This window comes from Zunongwangia pacifica (genome assembly GCF_023499215.1).
Taxonomy (GTDB): domain Bacteria; phylum Bacteroidota; class Bacteroidia; order Flavobacteriales; family Flavobacteriaceae; genus Zunongwangia; species Zunongwangia pacifica.
Genome location: NZ_JAKHSK010000011.1, coordinates 47,680 through 72,534, shown reverse-complemented (window position 1 = coordinate 72,534; position 24,855 = coordinate 47,680). Strand labels below are relative to the sequence as shown.

19 protein-coding genes are annotated in these 24,855 nt (G+C 36.5%); 18 read left to right on the top strand and 1 reads right to left on the bottom strand.

What is annotated here, in order from left to right; genetic code table 11:
* Nucleotides 1-53 precede the first annotated feature (53 nt).
* Nucleotides 54-1,604 carry a T9SS response regulator signal transducer PorX gene (porX, locus tag L1967_RS09415; RefSeq protein ID WP_249601410.1) on the bottom strand — a complete coding sequence of 517 codons (1,551 nt, stop codon included), beginning with the start codon at nt 1,602-1,604 and terminating at the stop codon, nt 54-56.
* A 124-nt stretch (nt 1,605-1,728) separates the two neighbouring features.
* Between porX and L1967_RS09410 the strand changes: the two genes are divergently transcribed.
* The 18 genes from L1967_RS09410 (at nt 1,729) to hisB (ending at nt 24,830) form a co-directional block, all read left to right on the top strand.
* The gene (locus tag L1967_RS09410; RefSeq protein ID WP_249601409.1) at nt 1,729-2,958 is read left to right on the top strand and encodes an HD domain-containing protein; all 1,230 of its coding nucleotides are present in this window, start codon (nt 1,729-1,731) and stop codon (nt 2,956-2,958) included.
* Between the two features lie 24 nt (nt 2,959-2,982).
* Nucleotides 2,983-4,011, top strand: a complete 1,029-nt coding sequence (gene lpxD, locus L1967_RS09405) for a UDP-3-O-(3-hydroxymyristoyl)glucosamine N-acyltransferase (protein WP_249601408.1) — start codon at nt 2,983-2,985, stop codon at nt 4,009-4,011.
* Nucleotides 4,004-5,404, top strand: a complete 1,401-nt coding sequence (locus tag L1967_RS09400; RefSeq protein ID WP_249601407.1) for a bifunctional UDP-3-O-[3-hydroxymyristoyl] N-acetylglucosamine deacetylase/3-hydroxyacyl-ACP dehydratase — start codon at nt 4,004-4,006, stop codon at nt 5,402-5,404. The genes lpxD and L1967_RS09400 overlap by 8 nt, the downstream gene beginning before the upstream one ends.
* A 6-nt stretch (nt 5,405-5,410) precedes the next feature.
* Nucleotides 5,411-6,196, top strand: coding sequence for an acyl-ACP--UDP-N-acetylglucosamine O-acyltransferase (lpxA, locus tag L1967_RS09395; RefSeq protein ID WP_249601406.1), 786 nt, complete (start codon nt 5,411-5,413; stop codon nt 6,194-6,196).
* 12 nt (nt 6,197-6,208) lie between these two features.
* A complete protein-coding gene (efp, locus tag L1967_RS09390; RefSeq protein ID WP_013071792.1) occupies nt 6,209-6,775 on the top strand; it encodes an elongation factor P in 567 nt (188 codons plus the stop codon).
* Between the two features lie 67 nt (nt 6,776-6,842).
* The gene (locus L1967_RS09385; protein ID WP_249601405.1) at nt 6,843-7,778 is read left to right on the top strand and encodes a UDP-3-O-(3-hydroxymyristoyl)glucosamine N-acyltransferase; all 936 of its coding nucleotides are present in this window, start codon (nt 6,843-6,845) and stop codon (nt 7,776-7,778) included.
* 397 nt (nt 7,779-8,175) lie between these two features.
* Complete coding sequence (locus tag L1967_RS09380; protein WP_249601404.1) at nt 8,176-8,541, top strand: BlaI/MecI/CopY family transcriptional regulator; 366 nt, start codon at nt 8,176-8,178, stop codon at nt 8,539-8,541.
* A gap of 3 nt (nt 8,542-8,544) precedes the next feature.
* Nucleotides 8,545-10,251 (top strand): M56 family metallopeptidase, encoded by a 1,707-nt coding sequence (locus L1967_RS09375; RefSeq protein WP_249601403.1) that lies wholly within the window; start codon nt 8,545-8,547, stop codon nt 10,249-10,251.
* 609 nt (nt 10,252-10,860) lie between these two features.
* Nucleotides 10,861-11,733: a succinate--CoA ligase subunit alpha gene (gene sucD / locus L1967_RS09370; protein ID WP_013071799.1), complete on the top strand. Its 873-nt coding sequence runs from the start codon at nt 10,861-10,863 to the stop codon at nt 11,731-11,733.
* A 102-nt stretch (nt 11,734-11,835) separates the two neighbouring features.
* Nucleotides 11,836-14,799 (top strand): M16 family metallopeptidase, encoded by a 2,964-nt coding sequence (locus tag L1967_RS09365; protein ID WP_249601402.1) that lies wholly within the window; start codon nt 11,836-11,838, stop codon nt 14,797-14,799.
* 110 nt (nt 14,800-14,909) lie between these two features.
* Nucleotides 14,910-15,656 (top strand): 3-oxoacyl-[acyl-carrier-protein] reductase, encoded by a 747-nt coding sequence (gene fabG, locus L1967_RS09360; protein WP_249601401.1) that lies wholly within the window; start codon nt 14,910-14,912, stop codon nt 15,654-15,656.
* A 183-nt stretch (nt 15,657-15,839) separates the two neighbouring features.
* Nucleotides 15,840-17,873, top strand: coding sequence for a VWA domain-containing protein (locus L1967_RS09355; RefSeq protein WP_249601400.1), 2,034 nt, complete (start codon nt 15,840-15,842; stop codon nt 17,871-17,873).
* Nucleotides 17,874-17,883: 10 nt separating this feature from the next.
* Nucleotides 17,884-18,699, top strand: coding sequence for a prohibitin family protein (locus L1967_RS09350; protein WP_249601399.1), 816 nt, complete (start codon nt 17,884-17,886; stop codon nt 18,697-18,699).
* A 248-nt stretch (nt 18,700-18,947) separates the two neighbouring features.
* Nucleotides 18,948-19,811: an ATP phosphoribosyltransferase gene (hisG, locus tag L1967_RS09345; protein WP_249601398.1), complete on the top strand. Its 864-nt coding sequence runs from the start codon at nt 18,948-18,950 to the stop codon at nt 19,809-19,811.
* A gap of 339 nt (nt 19,812-20,150) precedes the next feature.
* Entirely contained in the window at nt 20,151-21,434 is a 1,284-nt protein-coding gene (hisD, locus tag L1967_RS09340) for a histidinol dehydrogenase (RefSeq protein ID WP_249601397.1), read from the top strand.
* Between the two features lie 266 nt (nt 21,435-21,700).
* The gene (locus L1967_RS09335; protein WP_249601396.1) at nt 21,701-21,955 is read left to right on the top strand and encodes a GIY-YIG nuclease family protein; all 255 of its coding nucleotides are present in this window, start codon (nt 21,701-21,703) and stop codon (nt 21,953-21,955) included.
* Between the two features lie 680 nt (nt 21,956-22,635).
* Nucleotides 22,636-23,685, top strand: coding sequence for a histidinol-phosphate transaminase (hisC, locus tag L1967_RS09330; RefSeq protein ID WP_249601395.1), 1,050 nt, complete (start codon nt 22,636-22,638; stop codon nt 23,683-23,685).
* A 5-nt stretch (nt 23,686-23,690) separates the two neighbouring features.
* On the top strand, nt 23,691-24,830 hold the full coding sequence (gene hisB / locus L1967_RS09325; RefSeq protein WP_249601394.1) for a bifunctional histidinol-phosphatase/imidazoleglycerol-phosphate dehydratase HisB: 1,140 nt from the start codon (nt 23,691-23,693) through the stop codon (nt 24,828-24,830).
* Nucleotides 24,831-24,855 lie beyond the last annotated feature (25 nt).

The window sequence follows — 24,855 nt, the reverse complement described above, 5'->3', positions numbered from 1 at the left end:
ATTTTCAGTTGTTTATGATAATTACATTGAAAGAAAATTCTTTCAGGTTTTTTCTATTTTGGGGAAAGAACGCTAAAAGGAATAATCATTTCTTCTAAAGAAACCCCTCCATGCTGGTAAGTATTTCTATAATAACTAACATAGTGATTGTAGTTATTAGGATAAGCAAAGAAAAGATCACCTTTAGCAAATATAAAAGAGCTACTCATGTTTATGGTAGGGAGATGTAATGATTTAGGTTTTGTAGCCGCTAATACATCTTTCTTTTCGTAGGTTAAGCTTTTCCCGGTTTTATATCGAAGATTTAAACTGGTATTTTTATCACCAATTACTTTACTTGGGTTTTTTACGTTAATAGTCCCGTGATCTGTAGTGATAATTAACTTAAATCCTAATTGTTGTGCTTGCTGAATAATTTCTAAAAGAGGTGAGTTTTTAAACCAGCTTTCGGTAAGGGAGCGGTACGACTTATCATTAGAAGCTAGTTCTTTAATCACTTCCATTTCAGTCTTGGAATGCGATAGCATGTCTACAAAATTATAAACCACGACGGTAAGGTCATTATTCTTCTGAGTTTTGAAGTTTTCAACTAGTTTTTTTCCAGCTTTTAGATTGCTTATTTTATGATATTCGTGTTTAATTTCTTTACCTAATCTTTTTAGTTGCTCAGCCAAAAACTCGGCTTCATAATTGTTTTTTCCACCTTCATCAGTATCGTTTTTCCAATATTGGGGATAAAGTTTTTCCATTTCACTGGGCATAAGGCCAGAAAAAATTGCATTACGTGCATATTGCGTAGCTGTTGGTAAAATACTGCAAAAAGGCTCTTCTTTCTCCTTCTTATAATAGTTAGATACAATGGGCTCAAAGGCTTTCCACTGGTCATAGCGTAAATTGTCTACCACAACTAATAGCGTGGGCTGATCTTTGCTAATTTCAGGTAAAATTTTTCTTTTAAACAGGGTATGGGACATGGTAGGCGCCTTTGCACCATCTTCAAACCATTCCGGGTAGTTTTTATCGATAAACTTACAAAACTGGCTATTGGCCTCCTGTTTTTGGGTTTCCAATATTTCGAACATACTGCTGTCTTCTATATTTTCCAGCTGTAGTTCCCAATAGATCAGTCGCTGGTACATTTCAGTCCAGTCCTGATATGTGCTAACATTCATTAAATCCATTGCGATTTTTCTGAATTCCTGCTGATAGTTTGAAGTTGTCTTTTCAGAAATTAACCTGGAGTGATCTAAATTCTTTTTAATAGAAAGCAGGATTTGATTTGGGTTTACTGGTTTAATCAGGTAATCTGCAATTTTAGAGCCTATGGCTTCCTCCATAATATATTCCTCTTCACTTTTAGTGATCATCACTATAGGAATATTGGCTTGTTTTTCTTTAATTTCAGAAAGCGTTTCCAAGCCTGTTAAACCAGGCATGTTCTCGTCTAAGAAAACAATATCAAATCGTTCTTCGTCTATTTTTTCTATCGCTTCAGTTCCACTCTGGCAGGTAGAGACCTCATAGTTCTTGGATTCAAGAAATAAAATATGTGGTTTTAAAAGATCGATCTCATCATCAACCCATAATATTTTGATTGTATTCATGTTCGGTTATATTTATAAGCCGGTTAAAAATTTATATTTTTATTGAAAATTGATTCTTTTGAACAATAAATGATCCAAAAGCCAATCAATGTTTACATTTGTTCTATCATTAATTTCATAAAGCTTGGCTTCAAAAAATAAACTCAAGATATTAAACGACCCAATTTACGGATTTATTACCATACCTAGTCAGCGTATCTTTAACATCATCGAGCATCCGTACTTCCAAAGATTACGAAGAATTTCACAAATGGGATTATCGTATTTGGTGTATCCTGGGGCTCATCATACCAGATTTCAACATGCTATTGGTTGCGTTCATTTAATGCAAAAAGCGGTGCGAGTACTTCGCTTTAAGGGAGTTGAGATTAGTGCAGATGAAGAAGAGGCTTTAGAAATAGCCATACTATTGCATGATATAGGGCATGGCCCTTTCTCGCATGCGATGGAACATAGCATCGTAGAAGGAGTAGATCATGAGTCGATTTCACTTCTTTTTATGAAAGAGCTTAACGCTGTTTTTAACCAAAGTTTAACGCTGGCTATCGATATTTTTACCGGTAAATATCCTCGACGGTTCATGCATCAGCTTATTACCAGTCAGCTAGACATGGATAGACTGGATTATTTAAAGCGTGATAGTTTTTATACCGGTACAACAGAAGGTAATATAAACAGTGATCGCTTAATTATCATGCTAAACGTGGTAAATAACGAGTTGGTTATTGAAGAAAAGGCAATTTATTCTGTAGAAAAATTTCTGGTAGCCAGAAGATTGATGTACTGGCAGGTATATTTACATAAAACCAGTATGGTTGCAGAGCAGCTTTTAATAAGGGTTTTAAAACGAGCAAAAGAATTAATTGCAGAAGGCAAAACACTTGGTGCCAGTAAGGCACTCAGCTATTTTTTACATCATAAAGTAACTGAAGAAAGTTTTGATGCCCAAACTTTAGAAGTTTTTTCCTGTCTTGATGACTATGATATTGTTTTGGCGATGAAAGAATGGGCCAATCACGAAGATTATGTGTTAAGCAGCTTGTGTAAGATGGTGATTAACCGTTACCTTTTAAAAGTGAAAATTAAAAAAAAGAAGCCCACCAAAGCGAAGATCGAAAAGCATATGACCGAGCTTAAAGAAAAGCATAACTTAAGTGATAAGGAAGCTTCGTATTTTGTTTTTACTGGAGAAATAGCCAATCTTGCGTATACCCGAGAAAAGAATAATATTAATATTCTTCATAAAAACGGGAAGATAAACGATGTAATAAAGGTTTCAGATCAATTAAATTTAAAAGCATTATCTAAAACGGTGACTAAATATTATATCTGTTACCCCAAGTCTAAACATTAACGCATTTTTTTTACTTTTGCCAGAATGAAATTTAAAGCATCACAAATAGCCGAAATTCTCGAAGGGACAATCGTAGGTAATCCTGACGCAGAAGTTTCAGAATTGGCAAAGATTGAAGAAGGAAAAGATGGATCGCTTACTTTTTTAAGTAATCCAAAATATACGTCCTATATATATAGTACAAAAGCATCTATCACCATAGTAAATGATAGTTTTGAAGCAGACCAGCCTGTAAGTACTACGCTAATTAAAGTAAAAGACGCTTATAAAGCATTCTCTACGCTATTAGAATATTACAATCAGGTAAAACTTCGTAAAAGCGGGATAGAGCAACCAAGCTATATTTCAGCATCGGCCGAGTATGGAGAAGACGTCTACCTAGGCGCTTTTACCTATTTAGGAGAGAATGTAAAGATTGGTAAGAATGTAAAGATTTATCCTTACGCCTATGTGGGTGATAATACCGTAATTGGTGATAATTCAACACTTTTTGCGGGGGTAAAGGTATATTCAGAAACTATTATTGGTGAAAATGTAACCTTGCATGGCGGCGCAATTGTTGGAGCCGATGGATTTGGCTTTAGCCCTAACGAAAAAGGAGAATATGCTAAAGTGCCGCAAATAGGGAACGTTGTAATAGAAGATAACGTAGATATTGGCGCAGGCACTACAATAGATAGAGCAACCTTAGGTTCTACCATTATTAGAAAAGGGGTAAAGCTAGATAATCATATCCAAATAGCCCACAATGTAGAAATTGGTGAAAATACCGTAATAGCAGCGCAAACAGGAGTTGCGGGCTCTACAAAAATTGGCAAAAATTGTATCATTGGAGGCCAGGTTGGGATCGTTGGACATATCACCATTGGCGATAGGGTAAAAATTCAGGCGCAAAGTGGTATAGGAAGAAATGTAAAAGATGATGAAGTATTACAGGGATCACCCGCTATAGGATATTCAGATTATAATAAATCCTTTATTCATTTTAAGAACTTACCAAAAACTGTTGATTTATTGCATCAGTTAGATAAAAAAGTAAATAAGAATGGCTGAAAAAGTATTGAAGCAGCAAACTATTCAGAATGAAGTTTCCTTAGAAGGAGTAGGGCTTCATACCGGAAAACAAGTAAAACTTACCTTTAAACCAGCTCCCGAAAATACGGGCTATGTGTTTAAACGTGTAGATCTTGAAGGGACACCTATTATCGAAGCTGATGTTAGCTATGTAACCGATACGAAAAGAGGCACCAACCTAGAGAAAAATGGTGTTAAAATTCAAACATCAGAGCATGTTTTAGCCGCATGCGTAGGTTTAGAAATCGATAATATTATTATTGAATTAGATGCTTCAGAACCACCAATTATGGATGGTTCTTCAAAGTATTTTGTTCAGGCTTTGGAAGAAGCGGGAATTAAAGAACAGGAAGCCGAGAAGGAAGAATATGTAATTAATGAAGTGATTTGCTATCGCGATGAAGAGACGGGTAGTGAAATCGTTGTAATGCCGGCAGATACATATAAGGTAACCACTATGGTCGATTTTGGAACCAAAGTCTTAGGAACGCAAAATGCTTCTATAGAAAATGTTTCAGAATTTAAAGATAATATTGCCAATTCCAGAACATTTAGTTTTTTACATGAAATTGAGGCACTTTTAGAACACGGACTTATAAAAGGTGGGGATCTAAACAATGCGATTGTTTATGTAGATAAAGAAATAGGAGAGGAAACCTTAAAAAAACTAAGAGTTGCTTTTAACAGGGATGAGATCTCGGTAAAACCAAACGGAATTTTAGACAATCTTACTCTACATTATCCCAACGAAGCGGCAAGGCATAAATTGTTAGACGTTTTAGGCGATCTTGCACTTATAGGAACCCGAATTAGAGGAAAAGTAATTGCTACTAAACCGGGGCACTACGTAAATACCGAATTTGCTAAAAAACTAGCGAAATTCATTAAAGAAGAAAAGCGCAACAAAGTGCCTAAAATCGATTTGAGCGCAAAACCTATCATGGATGTAAATGCCATTATGGAAACACTTCCGCATCGTCCTCCATTCTTATTGGTAGATAAGATTTATGAGCTTACCGATTCTACGGTGATAGGAGTTAAGAATGTAACCATGAACGAGCCTTTCTTTGTAGGGCACTTCCCCGGGAAACCTGTAATGCCCGGCGTACTACAGGTAGAAGCGATGGCGCAAACCGGTGGTATCTTAGCTTTAAAATCGGTTCCAGATCCAGAAAATTATCTTACCTATTTTATGAAAATCGATAATGTAAGGTTTAAACAACAAGTGGTACCGGGAGATACATTAGTATTTAAATTAGAACTTTTAGCGCCCATACGAAGAGGTATTTGCCAAATGCAGGCGTACGCGTATGCAAACGGAAAACTGGCGACAGAGGCGGTGCTTATGGCACAAATTGTAAAATCAAAATAAAGAAGAATGAATCAACCTTTAGCATATGTGCATCCGGGAGCGAAAATCGCCAAAAATGTGGTTATCGAGCCGTTTGCAACGATCCATAATAATGTAGTGATTGGCGAAGGAAGCTGGATAGGTTCTAACGTAACCATTATGGAAGGTGCGCGTATTGGTAAAAATTGTAGTATTTTTCCTGGTGCGGTGATTTCTGCAATTCCGCAGGATAAAAAATTTGACGATGAAGATACGGTAACGATCATTGGAGATAATACCACGATTAGAGAATGTGTTACCATTAACAGAGGGACTACAGATCGTATGAAGACGGTAATTGGCCAAAATTGCTGGATTATGGCCTATTGCCATATAGCTCACGATTGTATTGTTGGGGATAACTGTATTTTTTCAAATAATAGTACGCTGGCAGGACATATTAATGTAGGCGATCATGTGGTTTTAGCAGGTATGGCAGCGATACAGCAATTTTGTAGTATTGGTAAGCATGCTTTTGTTACCGGTGGATCTTTAGTTAGAAAAGATGTTCCCCCTTTTGTAAAAGCCGGACGTGAACCATTATCTTACGTGGGTATCAATTCAATAGGCTTACGCCGTAGAGGATTTACTACTGAAAAAATAAGGGAGATCCAGGATATTTACAGAATTTTATATCAGAAAAATTACAATAACTCGCAGGCCGTTGCTATTATTGAAGCAGAAATGCAGGCAACAGCAGAGCGTGACGAAATATTAGAATTTATTAAAAACTCTCAGCGAGGTATCATGAAGGGATACTTCAGTTCAAACTAAATAAGAAAAGGAATGGCAAATACAAGTGATATTAGAAACGGACTTTGTATACGATACAACCACGATATTTTTAAGATTATTGAATTTCTTCATGTAAAACCGGGAAAAGGACCTGCTTTTGTAAGAACCAAACTTAAAAGTGTGACTACCGGTAAAGTAATAGATAATACATTTTCAGCCGGACATAAAATAGAGGATGTTCGTGTAGAAACTCATAAATACCAGTTTTTATATCAGGATGGTGAGTTTTATCATTTTATGCATGTAGAAGATTATACACAGATTCGTCTTTTAGAAAGTGCTTTAGATATGCCACAATTGTTGAAAGAGGGAGAAGTACTTACCGTAATTATCAATACAGAAGATAATATGCCACTTTCTACAGAGATGCCCGCAAGTGTGGTGTTAGAGGTAACACATACCGAGCCTGGTGTAAAAGGGAACACGGCTACCAACGCCACTAAACCTGCAACCGTAGAAACAGGTGCTGAAGTTAACGTGCCGCTTTTTATTAACGAAGGAGATAAAATTCGTATAGAAACCGAAAAAGGGACCTATAAAGAACGAATTAAAGAATAAGATTTATAGTGAAAATTGAAAAAGGAAAGGTAAATTTATCTTTCCTTTTTTTATATTTAATATTGAAATGAAATTTCCACAAACTCATACCTTAGAACAAATTGCAACCATTATTTCCTGCGATTTTGTAGGGGATAAAGATTTTCCCGTTGAAGGAATTAACGAAATTCACGTGGTAACCCCCGGTGATATTGTATTTGTAGACCATCCTAAATATTATGATAAAGCATTAAACTCTGCCGCGACCATTATTTTAATTAATAAAGAAGTGGAATGTCCAGAGGGGAAAGCGCTGTTAATTTCAGACGATCCTTTTAGGGATTTTAATAAGCTTGCTAAGTATTTTAAACCTTTTCTAAAAGCTGAAAAATCGATATCAGATTCCGCAGTAATAGGAAAAGGAACGCATATTCAGCCCACTGCTTTTATAGGTAATCATGTAAGTATTGGTGAAAATTGTATCATTGGTGCTAATGTTACGATAAGTGATCATACTGTAATTGGCGCCAATGTCATTATTCAGGCGGGAACAGTTATTGGCGGTGACGCATTTTATTATAAAAATAGACCAGAGGGTTTTGATCGTTTGCTTTCTAGTGGACGTGTAGTTATAGAAAATGATGTAGAAATTGGTTGCAATTGTACTATCGATCGTGGAGTGAGTGGTGATACTACCATAAAAGAAGGTACTAAAATAGATAATTTGGTACAAGTTGGTCACGATACCGTGATTGGTAAAAAATGCCTTATCGCTTCTCAGGTAGGTATTGCTGGTTGTGTTATCGTAGAAGACGAAGTGACCCTTTGGGGACAGGCCGGTGTTAGAAGTGATGTGACGTTGGGTAAAGGAGGGGTGTTTATGGCCCAAACAGGAGTAAGCAAAAGTACACAGCCCGGAATTACCTATTGGGGAACACCGTTTAAAGAAGTTAGAACTTTTCTTAAAGAACAGGCCAGTCTTAAACATTTACCCGATTTAATAAAGAATGCCCAAAAGAAATAAAGGCGATAAGTTTACACTAGAGTAGTACAGCAGTATAGGTTATCGTAAACGTGATAAGGCTAGCCTGACAGATTTGAAGGAACAAATGAATGCTGCTTACAAAGTCTTAAGGTTACATATTCACGATGCCCTAGAGCAAGAACAAAATATAGAGATTTATGCTCCCTATAAAAACTATGGAAAATCCTTATAAGGGATTAGTTTTTGTCCATATTTATGGCGATTTAGAAGATCAGGGAAAATATTTTATATAAATTCTGTAACTAAGTTAGTTGTTGATTAAAAATGATATAACCGTCACAAGAATATGACGGTTTTTTGTTAAATATTTGTTCTATGGTTGTAGAATTAAAATTTTATTCTACATTTGTAGAGGTACTTCTAATTAAGTAGAACAATGAAACTTTCCAATGCAGAAGAAGAATTGATGCAAATTTTATGGAAGCAGAAAAAAGCTTTTATGAAAGATTTAATCTATGCTTATCCAGAGCCTAAACCGGCAAACACTACCGTTGCCACGTTATTAAAAAGAATGCGGGATAAAAAGTTTGTTGATTTTGTGCAATATGGCCGTTCCAGGGAATATTTTCCTTTGGTGAAAAAGAAAGATTATTTCTCTAAACAAATGAACGGACTCATAAAGAATTTCTTTAATAATTCTGCCTCCCAATTCGCTTCCTTCTTTACAGAGGAAACAGATTTATCTGAGGAGGAGCTAAAAGAGCTACGAAAAATCATTGACGAAAGGATCAAAAATCAATAGCCTATGCTTCTTTATATTCTAAAATTTACAGGCTGTCTTTTGGTATTGTATTCTTTTTATCGGCTGTTGCTCGAAAACGAAAAAAATCACAATTTCAAACGATTTTATTTATTGTTTGCTTTGGTGGCATCGGTGATCATTCCATTTATTACCATCACCTATCAGGCAGAAACACAACCAGTATCACAAGCAACGATTGTAATTCCAGAGTCCATTACTAAGGGAGAGGAAGTTAAAGCAATTTCCTGGACAGATTGTGTTCCGTTGGTATTGTGGGCGGTATATGCCATTGGTGTTGTAGTTTTTTTGATACGATTTATAAAAAATCTTCTGTATTTAAAAAAACGAATTCAGCGGTACGAGCATGTTATAGAGCCGCTAAATACAAAGGTGTTACTGCCATTTCAGCAAATTCCATATTCCTATTTCAGGTATATTTTTGTAGAAAAGCAGGCCTTTGAAAAGAATGCCATTCCGCAGGAAATTTTAAAGCACGAAGAAGCACATGTAAACCAAAAACATACGCTGGATTTGTTGATTTTGGAAGTTTTACAGGTTATTTTTTGGTTCAATCCGCTGTTTGTTTTCATTAAAAAATCCATACGCTTAAATCACGAATTTCTGGCCGATGAAGCCGTTTTAAAACAAAATATAAGCGCATTATCATATTCAACTTTATTGCTCAACAGCTCGTTTGGCAAACATCAGGCTGCAATGACGAGTTCATTTAAACATTCATTAATCAAAAAACGAATCGTTATGATTTCAAATTCATTTTCAAAAAAGAGAGTAGGGCTAAAAATGGGATTTTTAGTACCGGTATTATGTTGTTGCATTTATTTTTTCAATAATGCTATTGTTGCTGAAACGATGCAGCAAGAACCGCCTATTGTTACTGAAACATTAGAAGCTTTTACCCTGAAAATTCATGGAGAACAGATGGAACTAAACGGAGAGAAAATTAGACTAAACGAATTCGCTTCGAAATTAGATAAAATCACCAATCAATATCCGGATAAAGATTTGCTAAAAAATAATATACGCTTAGCATTAAGGAACGTTCCTGAAGATTTTAAACAGAAGGTAGAGAAGGAGTATCGTAAAACTCATTATTACCAGTTAATGAAGAAAAATTCTAGAAACACATCTTTGTTTCCTGATTTACCAGCGCCACCGCCACCACCGATCCAGAACAAAGAACAAATGCCGATAGCTTCACCCGTTTCCCCAAAAGCACCAAATACAGATGGTATAGTGGAAGTTATTGAGGTAGTTGAAGATGTGCCCACACCGTCAAAACCAGAAGTGATTGAAGTGGTAGAGGCAGTTCCAAGTCCACCAGCTAAACCAAAACATCCTGAAGTGATCGAAGTGGTTGAAGAAATTTCTGAACCCAGTAAAGAAAATGAAATTATCGAGGTTGTAGAAGAAGAACAGGAAACGGCAGAAAAGGTAGAAGTTCATACTTCTACCCAACAAAAATCGGTTAAAGAATTACTTAAAGATTATAATGCGCAGCTTAAAAAAGTAAAGTCGCTGCTACCTGAAGGTTACCCAGAAGTTTATCCAACATTAGATAAAAAAGAGCAGGAGCGAATTAATAAAAATCTAAGTAAGCTTTATACAATTTATACCCAACTTTCTGAAAAAGGAGTTCAGGATAAAGTAGAATTATTACCACCGCCGCCACCTGCTGCCATAAAGCAATAAATAAATCTTTCTATTTGCTAACGTCTATTATAATTTACCCTTAAAAAAGGATAGTTTTCGCAACTATCCTTTTGTTTTTTATTGAACAATAATCTTTTTACACTATCCAGAAATTAGGTGTTATTTTAACATTTTTAGAAAATCTCAATCAATAGAGTCATATTATTAGATTTTTTTAAAAAATCACTATTGCTAAACCGATTAGATGTTTAAAAATTAATAAATTTTCAATTTTAACACTTGTTTGTTGAGAATTTTAATTTTTTAATTCTAATTTTAACTATTGTTTATGGAAATTTATATGGAGCATATTATTTTGATAATGATAGTTTTAGAGGTGGTAATCGCAGCGCTCCTTATGATGATATTCTTCCAAATAAAATCCAAATATTTTCAGGATCTTAAGAAAGAAAAACGAATCTATCATTTGCTCAATGACTTTATAAAAAGAAAAAGAGGTTTCTAAAACATACATAAAATAATAATGGATGGTTTTTAGCCAATGCTTATCGTTTTTATTGATTTACAAATCATTGAATAAATATCAAAAAAGCTTTATGTTTTATCTTTAAAAACCTACTTTTGTGTAGCTAATTACAATAAATACTTATGAGCGTTTTAGTAAATAAAGATTCAAAAATAATCGTGCAGGGATTTACCGGTAGCGAAGGTACTTTTCATGCAGAGCAAATGATAGAATATGGTTCCAACGTTGTAGGAGGTGTAACTCCGGGCAAAGGTGGACAAAAGCATTTGGATAGACCGGTATTCAACACAGTTTCAGATGCTGTTAAAGAAACCGGCGCCGATGTTACCATTATTTTTGTGCCACCAGCATTTGCTGCCGATGCTATTATGGAAGCCGCAGATGCCGGTATCAAAGTAATCATTACTATTACCGAGGGTATTCCTGTAGCAGATATGGTAAAAGCTTCTAATTATATTAAAAACAAAGATTGCCGTTTAATTGGGCCTAACTGTCCAGGGGTTATCACTCCCGGTGAAGCTAAAGTTGGGATCATGCCAGGCTTTGTTTTCAAGAAAGGAACTGTTGGTATCGTTTCTAAATCTGGTACCTTAACTTACGAAGCTGCAGATCAGGTTGTAAAAGAAGGATTAGGAATTACCACTGCAATTGGTATTGGCGGAGATCCAATTATCGGAACGACAACCAAAGAAGCAGTAGAGCTTTTAATGAACGATGATGAGACCAAAGCGATCGTTATGATTGGTGAAATTGGTGGACAGTTAGAAGCCGATGCTGCTAAATGGATCAAAGAAAACGGTAATAAAAAGCCTGTTATTGGATTTATCGCTGGTGAAACTGCACCCGCAGGTAGAACAATGGGACATGCTGGTGCTATTGTAGGAGGTAGTGAAGATACTGCACAAGCTAAAAAAGCGATCTTAAAAGAAAACGGAGTTCACGTGGTAGATTCTCCTGCCGAGATTGGTAAAAAAGTTGCCGAGGTTCTTGGGTAAAAGTTAAAATTTAAGATAATTTTAAATAAATTTAGTCCGTAAGCGTTATTTGCTTACGGACTTTTTTATTTTTATAAATATTTATCAATCAAATTTTTAACTATGAGGAAATATTATATGCCTCTTATGGCAATCCTTTTTCTTGTCCTTTCATCCTGTAAGAAAGAGAACGACGCAAAATCGAATATTCATACTGATGCCAATGGTTTCTCCTACGAAACTTTTGAAGATGACCCTACTGGTTTACGACTTTACACGTTAGATAACGGCTTAAAAGTTTACCTGAGCCAGAATAACCAGGAGCCTAAAATTCAAACCTTAATTGCGGTACGAGCCGGTTCTACTTATGACCCTGCAGATAATACCGGGCTGGCGCATTATCTGGAGCATATGGTATTTAAAGGCACCAGTAAAATAGGGACTCAGGATTGGGAGACAGAAAAAGTGCTTCTCGATTCTATTTCAGATCTTTACGAAAAACATAAAGCCGCAACCGATCCTGAAGAAAAAAAAGCGATCTATCGCCAGATCGATTCGGTTTCTCAGGAAGCTTCAAAATATTCCATTGCCAACGAATATGATAAAATGGTAAGTTCTTTGGGGGCTGAAGGTACCAATGCATTTACCTCTAACGAGCAAACGGTTTACGTAAATAAAATCCCATCTAACGAATTGGATAAATGGCTAATGGTAGAAAGTGAAAGGTTTAACGAACTTGTATTGCGTTTGTTTCATACCGAATTAGAAGCCGTTTACGAAGAATTTAACCGTGGGCAGGACAGTGATTCCAGAAAGCAATATTATGCCGTTTTAGAAGGACTTTATCCTACACACCCTTATGGTACACAAACTACCTTAGGGAAATCAGAGCACTTAAAGAATCCTTCTATGGAGGCAATTCATAATTATTATGAGAAATATTATGTGCCCAATAATATGGCCGTAATCCTTTCAGGGGATTTAGAATTCGATAGTACCATTCAAAAAGTAAATGATTCTTTTGGGGGATATGACGCTAAAGAAGTAACTCACCCTACATTCCCAGAGGAAAAACCTATCACGGCGCCTATCGAAAAAGAGGTTTTTGGACCAACTTCAGAATCTGTTTACGTAGCTTTTCGCACCGATGGTGTTGGTAGTAAAGATCAAAAGATTGTTTACCTGATCGATTATATTTTGGCCAATTCTCAGGCCGGTTTAATAGACCTGGATCTTAACCAAAAACAAAAAGTACAGCAAGCCTCTTCATATACCAATTTTGATAATGATTATGGTTTCCATTTGTTATACGGTATGCCAAAAGCCGATCAGACTTTAGAAGAAGTAAAAGATTTATTACTGGCTGAAGTAGAGAAGATCAAAAAAGGAGAATTTGATGACTGGTTAATCGATGCCGTAATTAATGATTTAAAGTTGTCTGAAATTCGTGAATACGAAGATGCTTCTTCAGTCGCTTATGCACACATGGATGCGTTTGTTCATTTTCAGGATTGGCAGAATGTAATCGATTTTACAGACGATCTGAAGTCGATTACCAAAGAAGAACTGGTAAATTATGTTAACGAGCATTATAAAGATAATTATGTGGCGGTTTATAAGAGAATAGGGGAAGATCCTAACATCGCCAAAGTAGAAAATCCCGGTATAACGCCGGTTCAGTTAAATCGCGATAAGCAATCAGACTTTATTACCGAATTCAACAAATCTGAAGCACCAGCATTAACTCCGCAATATGTAGATTACGAAGAAGCAATTAAAGAATCCAAAACTGAAAATGGATTACCGGTTTCTTATATTCTGAATGAGAATAACGACCTTTTTAACCTGTACTTTATTTTCGATATGGGGCAGGATAATGATAAAGAGATCTCTCTAGCCACTGGCTATTTGGATTATCTGGGGACCGATAAATACACTCCTGAAGAATTAAAGCAGGAATTTTACAAACTTGGTATTAGTTATTTTGTAAGCGCAGGTTCAGATCAGATTTATGTTGGTATTAGCGGCTTAAAGGAAAATTTACCTAAAGGTTTGGCGTTACTGGAGCATCTTTGGGAAAATGCAAAACCAGATCAGGAAACTTACGAGAAATACGTAGCTTCTATCATGAAAGGTCGTGATGATGCCAAAACCCAAAAGGGAAATATTTTGTTTAACGGTTTAATGAATTATGGTAAATACGGTGAAGATTCCCGATTACGGAATATCTATACTGAAGCCGAATTAAAAGCTTTAGATCCGGCAGAATTGGTAGATAAGGTAAAAGATCTTCGTAATTACAAACAACGAATCCTTTATTACGGGAAAGATCCTGAAGCCGCGGTAGCCACAGTGAGTGAAAAGCACAATGTCCCTTCAGAACTTAAAGAGTATCCTGAAGCACGCGAATATAACGAAAAAGAAACCGGTGGTAATGTGTACTTTGTAGATTACGACATGGTACAAAGCGAAATGATCTTTTTAGCTAAAGGAGATATTTTTGATGCCGAAAAGATGGCAGCCACGCAATTATTCAACACCTATTTTGGTAGCGGATTATCCTCTATTGTATTTCAGGAAATACGCGAATCTAAGTCGTTGGCCTATTCCGCATTCTCAAGCTATCAAATGGCTAGCGAAGTTGATAAACCAAACTATACTATGGCTTATATAGGTACACAGGCTAATAAAATGCCGCAGGCCGTAGATGCCATGATGGAGTTAATGACCAATATGCCTGAAGCAAAAGAACAATTTGAAGCGGCTAAAGAAGCAACTTTAAAGAAAATTGCTGCCGAGCGGATCACCAAAACCAATATCTTTTGGAGCTACGAGCGATTAAAAGACCGTGGTTTAGATCACGATACCCGTAAAGAAATGTACGAGGCTATTAAAGATATGAGCTTTAAAGATTTACAAAACTTTTTTGATAGCAATATTAAAGGACAGGATTACAATATTTTAGTAATAGGAAATAAAAAAGATGTAGATATGCAGGCACTTCATAAATTAGGGGATGTACAAGAGCTGGATATCGATTATCTTTTTAATTACGAGAAAAAAGAAGAGAAAGACTTAAAACTGTAATTCAGTATAAAGAAAAAACAAAGACCTCCTTGAAAAAGGAGGTTTTTTTATACCTAAACAATGCATATTCTTATATTTGACGAAGATAAATCTAACTTACTATAATACATATGAAATTATTAGAAGGTAAAAATGCTATCGTAACCGGCGGAAGCCGTGGTATTGGTAGAGGTATAGCAAAAGTGTTTGCAGCCCATGGTGCAAATGTGGCATTTACGTATAACTCCTCTGAAGAAGCTGCCAAAGAGCTAGAAAACGAGCTTTCTGAAAGCGGAATCAAGGCGAAAGGCTATAAATCTAATGCAGCCGATTTTGAACAGGCGCAGGAATTAATTAAACATGTAGCTGAAGATTTTGGAGCTATCGATATTCTGGTAAACAATGCCGGGATCACAAAAGATAACCTGCTAATGCGTATGAGTGAGGAAGATTTTGATCGCGTGATCGAAGTTAACCTTAAATCGATCTTTAATATGACCAAAGCAGTACAACGTACCATGCTTAAACAACGTAAAGGAAGCATCATTAATATGAGTTCTGTTGTTGGGGTAAAAGGAAATGCCGGTCAGGCAAACTACGCGGCTTCTAAAGCCGGAATTATTGGTTTTAGTAAATCTATGGCGCTAGAACTTGGTTCTCGTAATATTCGTACGAATGTGATCGCTCCTGGTTTTATTGAAACTGAAATGACCGAGAAGTTAGACGAAAAAGTAGTACAGGGATGGAGAGATAATATTCCTTTAAAACGTGGCGGAACTCCTGAAGACATTGCTAATGCCTGTGTGTTTTTAGGTAGCGATCTAAGTGCTTATGTTACCGGGCAGGTGCTTAACGTAGATGGCGGAATGCTAACTTAAGCTATAAAAATAAAGAAGCTCTAGGCAATCCCACAAGCTAAGAAGAGGAAATCCTTTTTTTAACTTTCATGGAAGCCTTGGGAAATCAAACCCTTAATGAGGGATTAAATAATTCAGGTCGTTTTTCAGGTTTTGGTTGGTAAAGCCTTAATATTCTCTTAAATTACAACCCAAAACCGATTAATGACCATACTCAACATAATATATCTAACCCTGGCTGCATGCGTTGCGCTGGGGTTTTCTTATTTTCAATATTATGTGAAATCTAAGCGCAGTGGCAGGCAGCGAACAATCCTTTTTATTTTACGTGCTTTAAGCGTTTTTACGCTACTTTTTTTATTAATTAACCCAAAGATTGAATCGGTTGTGATTAAAAGGGAAAAGCCAGATTTAGTCCTTGCTTTAGATAATTCTGCATCGATTGCCCATCTTCATCAGGAAAATAAATTAGTAGGAATAGCTGAATTTTTCAATAATGATGAAGAAATTAATGAACGTTTTAATGTTCAGAATATACATTTTGGTAGTGAAATTTCTACGATAGATTCGGCTGATTTTAGCGCAAAACAAACCGATATTTTTAGGGTTTTGGATGATATAAAATCAGGCTTTAAAAACAAGCAAAATGCCACGATTTTGGTTAGTGATGGCAACCAGACTTTGGGTAGGGATTTTCAATATTTTAATGCTTCTAAGAATCAGAAAATCTTTCCAATTGTCATTGGCGATACCACAAAATTCCCAGATCTCAGTATCTCAAAACTAAATGTAAATCGATATGCTTTTCTGGAAAATAAATTTCCGGTAGAGATTTTTGTAAATTATTCAGCTTCAAAAAATATCGCTTCAAGGTTTCAGATTTCAACAAATGGAAAAACTGTTTTTTCTGAAAATTTGAATTTTTCTGCAGCAAACAGATCCATTAGGGTAGAAGCAAATCTACCCGCTTCGCAGTTGGGTACGCAAACCTATTCCGCAGAAATTCTTCCGCTAGAAAATGAAAAGAACACCATCAATAATAAAAATAATTTTGCGGTTGAGGTGATCGATGAACGCACTTCGGTTTTAATTTTAAGCAGTATTGCACATCCAGATTTGGGAGTGCTTAAAAAAGCTATAGAAACAAATAAGCAGCGAAAAGTAAGTATAAAATATACTAGCGAAAATAATATAAAATTAAATGAATATCAGTTGGTTATATTTTATCAGCCAAATAATAACTTTAATACTTGGTTTAAGGCTGTAAATGATGCCAATTTGAATTATTTTATTATTACCGGAACCAAGACCAATTGGAACGCTATTCAGAAATCGATCCCCTATTTATCAAAAAACATCAGTAATGAGGAGCAGGATTTTTATGCGGTAATGAATCCTAATTTTAACCAATTTCAGTTTGAAGATATTGGATTTTTAGAGCTGCCCCCGCTTCAGGATAAGTTCGGAGATTTAAAAATCAACACCAATTTTGATGCGTTGCTTTATCAAAAAATCGAAGGTGTAAGTACCAGTGAGCCTTTATTGATGATGGTAAAAAATAACGATAGAGGTTCAGCGTATTTGTTCGGAGAAAACATCTGGCGGTGGCGAACTAAAGTTTTTATAGACCATCAAAGTTTTGAAAAGTTTGATAATTTTATTGGTGGCCTTATACAAAACTTATCTTCTAAAAAGAAAAAGGAACGCTTAACTATCGATTATCAATCGTTCTATTATTCTAACGAAATTGTAAAATTTGACGCTCAGTTTTTTGATGAAAATTACCAGTTTGATCCTAATGCAAATCTTCAGATTCAACTAGAAAATGATCGTTTAAATTTAGCATTAGATTCCAGGTTTTTGTTACGGAATAATTTTTATGAAGTTCGTTTTAATAATCTTCAACCGGGGGAGTATAATTTCAGCGTCACCGAGGAAAATTCAGGAATAAAAAAGTCAGGTAAATTTTCCGTAATTTCGTTCGATGTAGAAGAACAGTTTTCTTCAGCAAATTTTTCAAAATTAAATAGTCTGGCGCTTAAAAATGATAGCCAGGCTTATTTCCCCAATCAGCTTCAGGAGTTAAAAAAACAACTTTTAGATGATAGTCGTTTTTCTATTATACGAAAAGAAAGCACTAAATCTCGCCCCATAATCGATTGGTACATTTTATTGTTTGTATTGATTGGGCTGTTGGCGGGAGAGTGGTTTTACAGAAAATATAAAGGTTTAATTTAATAAATTATTTATGGATAGATTACCTAAGATTGCAATACCAATTTTTATAGGATTGGTTGTTTTAATCATTTTTATTTCTAAATCTACAATTACGATTGGTTCCGGTGAAGCGGGAGTGTTGTATAAAACTTTTGGAAATGGAGTGGTGACCGATGAACCGCCGTTAAACGAAGGGTTTCATTTAGTGGCCCCATGGAACAGGGTTTTTGTATACGAAGTACGGCAACAATCTTTAGACGAAAAGATGACGGTGTTATCTTCAAATGGATTAGAGATAAAACTAGATGCTTCCGTTTGGTTTCAGCCCTCTTATGAAGATTTGGGAAAATTACACAAAGAGAAAAGTGAAGCGTATATCGAACGTTTACTAAAACCCGCTTTACGTTCAGCCACACGTGCGGTAGTAGGTAGATATAATCCAGAGCAATTATATTCCAGCAAGCGTGAAGCCATTCAGGAAGAGATTTTAGAAGAAACACAGATTCTTTTAAAAGAACAATACGTGCAGGTAAACGAAGTTTTAGTACGTGATGTTTCATTGCCATCAACCATTAAAGACGCTATAGAGCGTAAGTTAAGGCAGGAGCAGGAATCTTTAGAATACGAATACAGATTAACCAAAGCCGAGCAGGAAGCTGAGCGCCAGCGAATCGATGCAGAAGGTAAAGCGCGGGCAAACCGAATTTTAAGTGAGTCTTTAACCGATAAAGTATTACAGGAAAAAGGAATCCAGGCCACTTTAGAACTTGCAAAATCGGGCAATGCAAAAACCGTAATCATTGGCTCGGGTGAAAATGGATTGCCACTAATTTTAGGAGATAACTAAAATTTATCGTAGAAATTTTAAATTCTGATTTTGAATTTTAAAATTAATACTTAGATTTGCTGTCATAATGAGAACGATACAATTACATCACCACCATCATATTTACTGCTGCGCTCAGGCGAGGTAAATTTGATATGTGGTCATGTTAAGCATATTTAGAAACCCGTTTGAGCTAATCAAACGGGTTTTTTATTTGTTCAAATTTTAAAACTTAAATAACTAAGCACTAAAAATAAAATGCTTTTGTGATGAAAAAAGAAAAACTAAGAATCGCAATTCAAAAATCTGGCCGCCTAAATGAAGATTCGCTACAGATCTTAAAAGACGCCGGGATTTCAATAGATAACGGGAAAGAGCAGTTAAAAGCTTCAGCCCGCAATTTCCCAGTAGATGTATTATATCTACGAAACGGGGATATTCCGCAGTATTTAAGAGATGGCGTGGTAGATGTTGCTATTCTTGGTGAGAACGTACTGGTAGAAAAAGGGAAAGATATTATTCGTGGTGAGAAACTGGGATTCTCGAAATGTCGGGTTTCCCTTGCGGTTCCAAAATCGGTAAGATATAACGGAATTCAGGATCTGGAAGGAAAGAAAATCGCCACCAGTTACCCAAATACGGTGAAAGAATATTTAGCTGAAAAGGGGATCACGGCAGAGTTGCACATTATTAATGGATCTGTTGAAATTGCTCCTAATATCGGTTTGGCCGATGCGATTTGTGATATCGTTTCCAGCGGAAGTACCTTATTTAAAAACAATCTAAAAGAAGCTGAAGTCATGTTGAAGAGTGAGGCGATTTTAGCCATTTCACCAAAGATTTCTGAAGAGCGCCAACAGATTTTAGATCAGTTGCAATTCAGGATTAAATCGGTTTTAAACGCGCGCACCTCAAAATACATTTTGTTAAACGCTCCAAACGATAAGTTAGATGATATCATCAGGCTATTACCGGGAATGCGTTCTCCTACCGTTTTACCGTTAGCGGAAAAAGGATGGAGCTCTATTCACACCGTGATCAACGAAGAGCGTTTTTGGGAAGTGATCGACGAATTAAAACAACACGGCGCAGAAGGATTACTGGTAGTGCCGATCGAGAAAATGGTGTTGTAATTAATTTGATGATGTGTTAATGTGGTAATTTGAAAATTAATTTTCCATTACTGATTCTGAATTTTAAATGAAAGCTTAGATGTTCCGGCGGCTGAGTGATTGCGAAGAAGGAGTAACCGTATCGAAGCCAGAGGAAGTTAGAAGTAAGAAGAGAGAAAATAGAAAAGAGATATGGAGAATTATTTATGATGAGATTTCTCGACTCTGTTTCACTATGCCTGCCTGCCGGCGAGGCAGGCTCGAAATGACACTGGAGAAATGAAATCATAAATTAAAAGCTGACAGCTGAAGGCTGAAAGCCAGAGGCTAACAACCAACAAAAACTGTAAACTTAAAGAAATGAACAAAATATATAATCCTTCAAAATCAGACTGGCAAGCTGTTTTAAAACGGCCAACAAAAACCGTAGATGATATTGAAGACACGGTAAACCAAATTTTTGCTGAAGTAAAAGCTAAAGGAGATGTAGCGGTAGCAAAATATACCGATATGTTCGATGGGATTAAACTTGAAAATACGCTGGCAACTTCAGAAGAAATTGCAGCCGCAGAAACTGAAATTTCAGAAGAATTAAAATCGGCCATTCTTTTAGCGAAAAAGAATATTGAAAAATTCCATGCCGCTCAAAAAACCGAGAAAGTAGAAGTAGAGACCACCAGTGGCGTAAAATGCTGGCAGGAAAAAAGACCGATTCAAAAGATTGGATTATATATTCCTGGAGGAAGCGCACCTTTATTTTCAACAATATTGATGTTGGCAGTGCCGGCGGCGATTGCAGGTTGTAAAGAAATCGTGCTTTGCACACCACCAAATAAAGAAGGAAAAGTTCATCCAGCGATTTTATATACGGCAAATTTATGCGGAGTAACAAAGATCAATAAGATAGGCGGCATCCAGGCGATTGCGGCATTGACTTTCGGAACGGAAACGGTACCCAAAGTGTATAAAATTTTTGGGCCGGGGAATCAATTTGTAACGGTAGCCAAGCAGTTAGCCACTCGCCACAATGTATCGATCGATATGCCAGCAGGACCATCAGAATTGTTAGTAGTTGCAGACGATTCGGCCAAACCATCTTATGTAGCTTCAGATTTACTGAGTCAGGCAGAGCATGGTGTCGATAGTCAGGTCATTTTAGTTTCGACTTCAAAAACATTCTTGGACGAAGTAGAAGTAGCGGTGGAAGATCAGTTGTCAGCATTGCCAAGAAAAGCTATTGCAGAAAAAGCTATCGAGAATTCAAAATTGATCTATGTGGAGAATGATGAAATCGCGATAGACTTAATCAATGAGTACGGCCCGGAACATTTTATCATTTCTACAGAGAAGAACAAATTTTATACTGATGGAATTATAAATGCAGGTTCTGTATTTATAGGAAATTATACTCCAGAAAGTGCAGGAGATTATGCTTCTGGAACCAATCATACTTTGCCGACCAACGGTTACGCAAAGCAATATAGCGGCGTAAATCTGGATAGTTTTATGAAGAGTATGACGTTTCAGCAAATTTCAGAAGAAGGAATAAAAAGCATTGGCCCGGCGATCGAGTTAATGGCTGAAGCCGAAGGTTTACAAGCCCATAAAAATGCAGTTTCGTTGCGATTGAAAGATCTTGGTTAATGTGCTAATGTGTTGATTTGCCAATTTGATAATTAGATTTGAGATCGCTGCGCTGTTAGAAGGTAGAAGATAGACTAAAGAAACAAGAGACGAGAATCAGGATTTATTTTGAATGCTAAATGTTGAATTTTGAATGATTTTAAAATTAAAGTCATGCTGAACTTGTTTCAGCATCTCATCCAGTTTGTAAAGGATATTGATAAGATCTCGAATTAGTGCGGATTAGTAATTAGCTAAGTAAAATGAAGATATCGTTTGTATACATTATGACAAATAAATACCGGACGGTTTTTTACACAGGTGTCACAAATGATTTAAGGAAAAGAATAGCGGATCATCAGAGTGGAAGGGGAAGTAATTTTACTAAGAAATATAAGATAAAAGATCTAATTTATTTTGAAGAGTTTAGTGATATTAATCAAGCAATAGTAAGAGAAAAGCAAATAAAAAATTGGAAAAAACAATGGAAGTTGAATCTAATAAGATCTCTTAATCCAAAATTTGAAACATTAGAATATTAATTTTGAAAACGAGTCGTCATGCTGAACTTGTTTCAGCATCTCATCCAGTTGAGTCCAAGGATGATGAGATCCCGGAACAGGTCCGGGATGACGGAAAGATGTTATGCTGAACCTTACCATTCGGCAGGCAGGTTTGATTCAGCATCTCCTTTGAGTGAGAAAAAAAAGATGAAGTTCAAGGATCAAGTCCGCGGAAAGGCGTCATGCTGAACTTGTTTCAGCATCTCATCCAGTTGAGTCCAAGGATGATGAGATCCCGGAACAGGTCCGGGATGACGGAAAGATGTTATGCTGAACCTTACCATTCGGCAGGCAGGTTTGATTCAGCATCTCCTTTGAGTGAGAAAAAACGATGGGGTTCAAGGATCAAGTCCGCAGAAAGTCGTCATGCTGAACTTGTTTTAGCATCTCATCCAGTTGAGTCCAAGGATGATGAGATCCCGGATCAAGTCAGGGATGACGGAAAGATGTTATGCTGAACCTTACCATTCGGCAGGCAGGTTTGATTCAGCATCTCCTTTGAGTGAGAAAAAACGATGGGGTTCAAGGATCAAGTCCGCGGAAAGGCGTCATGCTGAACTTGTTTCAGCATCTCATCCAGTGGATTCTAAATATGTTAAGATCACGGATCAATTCCGAAATAACGAATAAAAAAATAAACTGAAAGCCATAAAACAAAAATGCCCACCAATAGAAACATACAAAACCTTGTTCGTGAGAACGTGAAGAATTTAAAACCATATTCTTCCGCTCGCGATGAATATAAATCGACCGGAACCGAGATGGTTTTTCTCGATGCCAATGAAAATCCCTATCAAACCGATGTAAACCGCTATCCAGATCCGCATCAACGAAACGTAAAGGACGAGCTGGCAAAAATCAAAGGGATAAAGCCAGAGCAGATTCTATTAGGAAATGGTAGCGACGAGGTATTAGACTTGTTATTCAGGGCGTTTTGTGAGCCGGGAAAAGACAATGTGATCACGCTTCCGCCAACGTATGGGATGTATAAAGTGCTTTCAGAAATTAACAATATCGAAAATAGGGAAGTGTTACTTTCAAAGGATTTTGAGCCACAGGTTTCAGCGATATTAGATAAAACAGACGAGAATTCTAAACTGTTATTTCTTTGTTCGCCAAACAATCCTACTGGGAATACTTTTTCAGAAGAAAAAGTAGAAAAACTGCTTCAAAATTTTAACGGATTGGTAATAATTGACGAGGCTTATATTGATTTTTCAGGAAAAGAAAGCTGGTTAAACAGACTTCAGGAATATCCAAATTTGGTCATTACACAAACACTTTCTAAAGCTTATGGTATGGCAGGAATCCGTTTGGGAATCTGTTGCGCTTCCGAAGAAATTATCGAGATTTTAAAGAAAATCAAACCTCCTTATAATGTAAACCAATTAACACAGCAACGTGCCTTAAATCGTATTGTAGATGTGGATAATGTAAAGAGCGAAATTGCTGATATTCTAAAAGGTAGAGAAGAGTTATTTAAAGTGTTGCTGGAAGTTCCTTATGTCGAAAAAATCTATCCATCAGACGCTAATTTTATATTGGTAAAAGTCGATAATGCTACGGACAGGTACAATCAATTGATCGAAAAAGGAATCGTAATAAGAAACAGAACCACACAACCGCTTTGCGAAAATACCCTACGATTAACCGTAGGAACCACTCAAGAAAATCAAAAATTAATTGCCGCTTTAAAAAGCCTAATCTAATTAAAATGCAAAAAGTTTTATTTATAGATCGTGACGGAACGATTATCCTGGAGCCAGAAGATTATCAGGTAGACAAATTAGAAAAACTGGAGTTTTACCCGGAAGCTTTGTTTTATTTATCGAAAATCGCCAAAGAGTTGGATTACGAATTGGTGATGGTGACCAATCAGGATGGTTTGGGAACCGAGGTTTATCCTGAAGATCAATTTTGGCCGATTCAGAATTTTGTGGTGAAAACTTTCGAAAACGAGGGCGTGAAATTCAGTGATATCCTAATCGATCGAACTTTTGCAAAAGACAATCAGCCTACCCGAAAGCCAAATACAGGACTACTGGAAAGAAAATATCTGAATTCTGAAGCCTACGATATGACAAATTCGATCATGATCGGTGATCGTATGACCGATATTGAATTTGCTTATAATTTCGGCGGAAAAGGGATTTTTATCGATACCCATGAAGATTTAGCGACCGATGAATTGAAAAATGATGTTTCGAAGTTGAAAGAAACGATTGTACTGAAAACTTCCAGCTGGAAAGCTATTTATGAGTTTTTAAAACTGAAAGATCGTACCGCTGAAATTGCCAGAAAAACCAACGAAACTGATATTAAGATCAAGCTTAATCTTGACGGAACCGGAAAAGCTGACATTGCTACCGGGATCGCATTTTTCGATCACATGTTAGATCAGATCGCTCGTCATGGCCAGATGGATCTGGAGGTAAAAGTAGATGGTGATCTAGAAGTTGATGAGCACCACACCATAGAAGATACGGCCATTGCTTTAGGAGAAGTGTATGCAAAAGCTTTGGGTAATAAGTTGGGAATAGAGCGATACGGATTTTGCCTGCCAATGGACGATTGCCTGGCGCAGGTAGCGATTGATTTTGGCGGCCGAAATTGGTTAGTTTGGGAAGCCGATTTTAAACGTGAAATGGTTGGGAAAATGCCTACAGAAATGTTTTACCATTTCTTTAAATCGTTTACCGATGGGGCGAAAGCCAATCTAAATGTAAAAGCTGAAGGTACCAATGAGCATCATAAGATCGAAGCGATTTTTAAAGCCTTTGCAAAAGCAATTAAAATGGCGGTAAAAAGAGATACCGAGAAAATGATTTTACCCTCAACAAAAGGAATGCTTTAATCCCCTAACCCCAAAGGGGAATAAA

Bases quoted from the DNA above. Each gene is read 5' to 3' on its own strand.
- porX (WP_249601410.1), bottom strand. From the start codon at position 1,604: ATGAATACAATCAAAATATTATGGGTTGATGATGAGATCGATCTTTTA.
- lpxD (WP_249601408.1), top strand. From the start codon at position 2,983: ATGAAATTTAAAGCATCACAAATAGCCGAAATTCTCGAAGGGACAATC.
- L1967_RS09400 (WP_249601407.1), top strand. From the start codon at position 4,004: ATGGCTGAAAAAGTATTGAAGCAGCAAACTATTCAGAATGAAGTTTCC.
- lpxA (WP_249601406.1), top strand. From the start codon at position 5,411: ATGAATCAACCTTTAGCATATGTGCATCCGGGAGCGAAAATCGCCAAA.
- efp (WP_013071792.1), top strand. From the start codon at position 6,209: ATGGCAAATACAAGTGATATTAGAAACGGACTTTGTATACGATACAAC.
- L1967_RS09385 (WP_249601405.1), top strand. From the start codon at position 6,843: ATGAAATTTCCACAAACTCATACCTTAGAACAAATTGCAACCATTATT.
- L1967_RS09380 (WP_249601404.1), top strand. From the start codon at position 8,176: ATGAAACTTTCCAATGCAGAAGAAGAATTGATGCAAATTTTATGGAAG.
- L1967_RS09375 (WP_249601403.1), top strand. From the start codon at position 8,545: ATGCTTCTTTATATTCTAAAATTTACAGGCTGTCTTTTGGTATTGTAT.
- sucD (WP_013071799.1), top strand. From the start codon at position 10,861: ATGAGCGTTTTAGTAAATAAAGATTCAAAAATAATCGTGCAGGGATTT.
- L1967_RS09365 (WP_249601402.1), top strand. From the start codon at position 11,836: ATGAGGAAATATTATATGCCTCTTATGGCAATCCTTTTTCTTGTCCTT.
- fabG (WP_249601401.1), top strand. From the start codon at position 14,910: ATGAAATTATTAGAAGGTAAAAATGCTATCGTAACCGGCGGAAGCCGT.
- L1967_RS09355 (WP_249601400.1), top strand. From the start codon at position 15,840: ATGACCATACTCAACATAATATATCTAACCCTGGCTGCATGCGTTGCG.
- L1967_RS09350 (WP_249601399.1), top strand. From the start codon at position 17,884: ATGGATAGATTACCTAAGATTGCAATACCAATTTTTATAGGATTGGTT.
- hisG (WP_249601398.1), top strand. From the start codon at position 18,948: ATGAAAAAAGAAAAACTAAGAATCGCAATTCAAAAATCTGGCCGCCTA.
- hisD (WP_249601397.1), top strand. From the start codon at position 20,151: ATGAACAAAATATATAATCCTTCAAAATCAGACTGGCAAGCTGTTTTA.
- L1967_RS09335 (WP_249601396.1), top strand. From the start codon at position 21,701: ATGACAAATAAATACCGGACGGTTTTTTACACAGGTGTCACAAATGAT.
- hisC (WP_249601395.1), top strand. From the start codon at position 22,636: ATGCCCACCAATAGAAACATACAAAACCTTGTTCGTGAGAACGTGAAG.
- hisB (WP_249601394.1), top strand. From the start codon at position 23,691: ATGCAAAAAGTTTTATTTATAGATCGTGACGGAACGATTATCCTGGAG.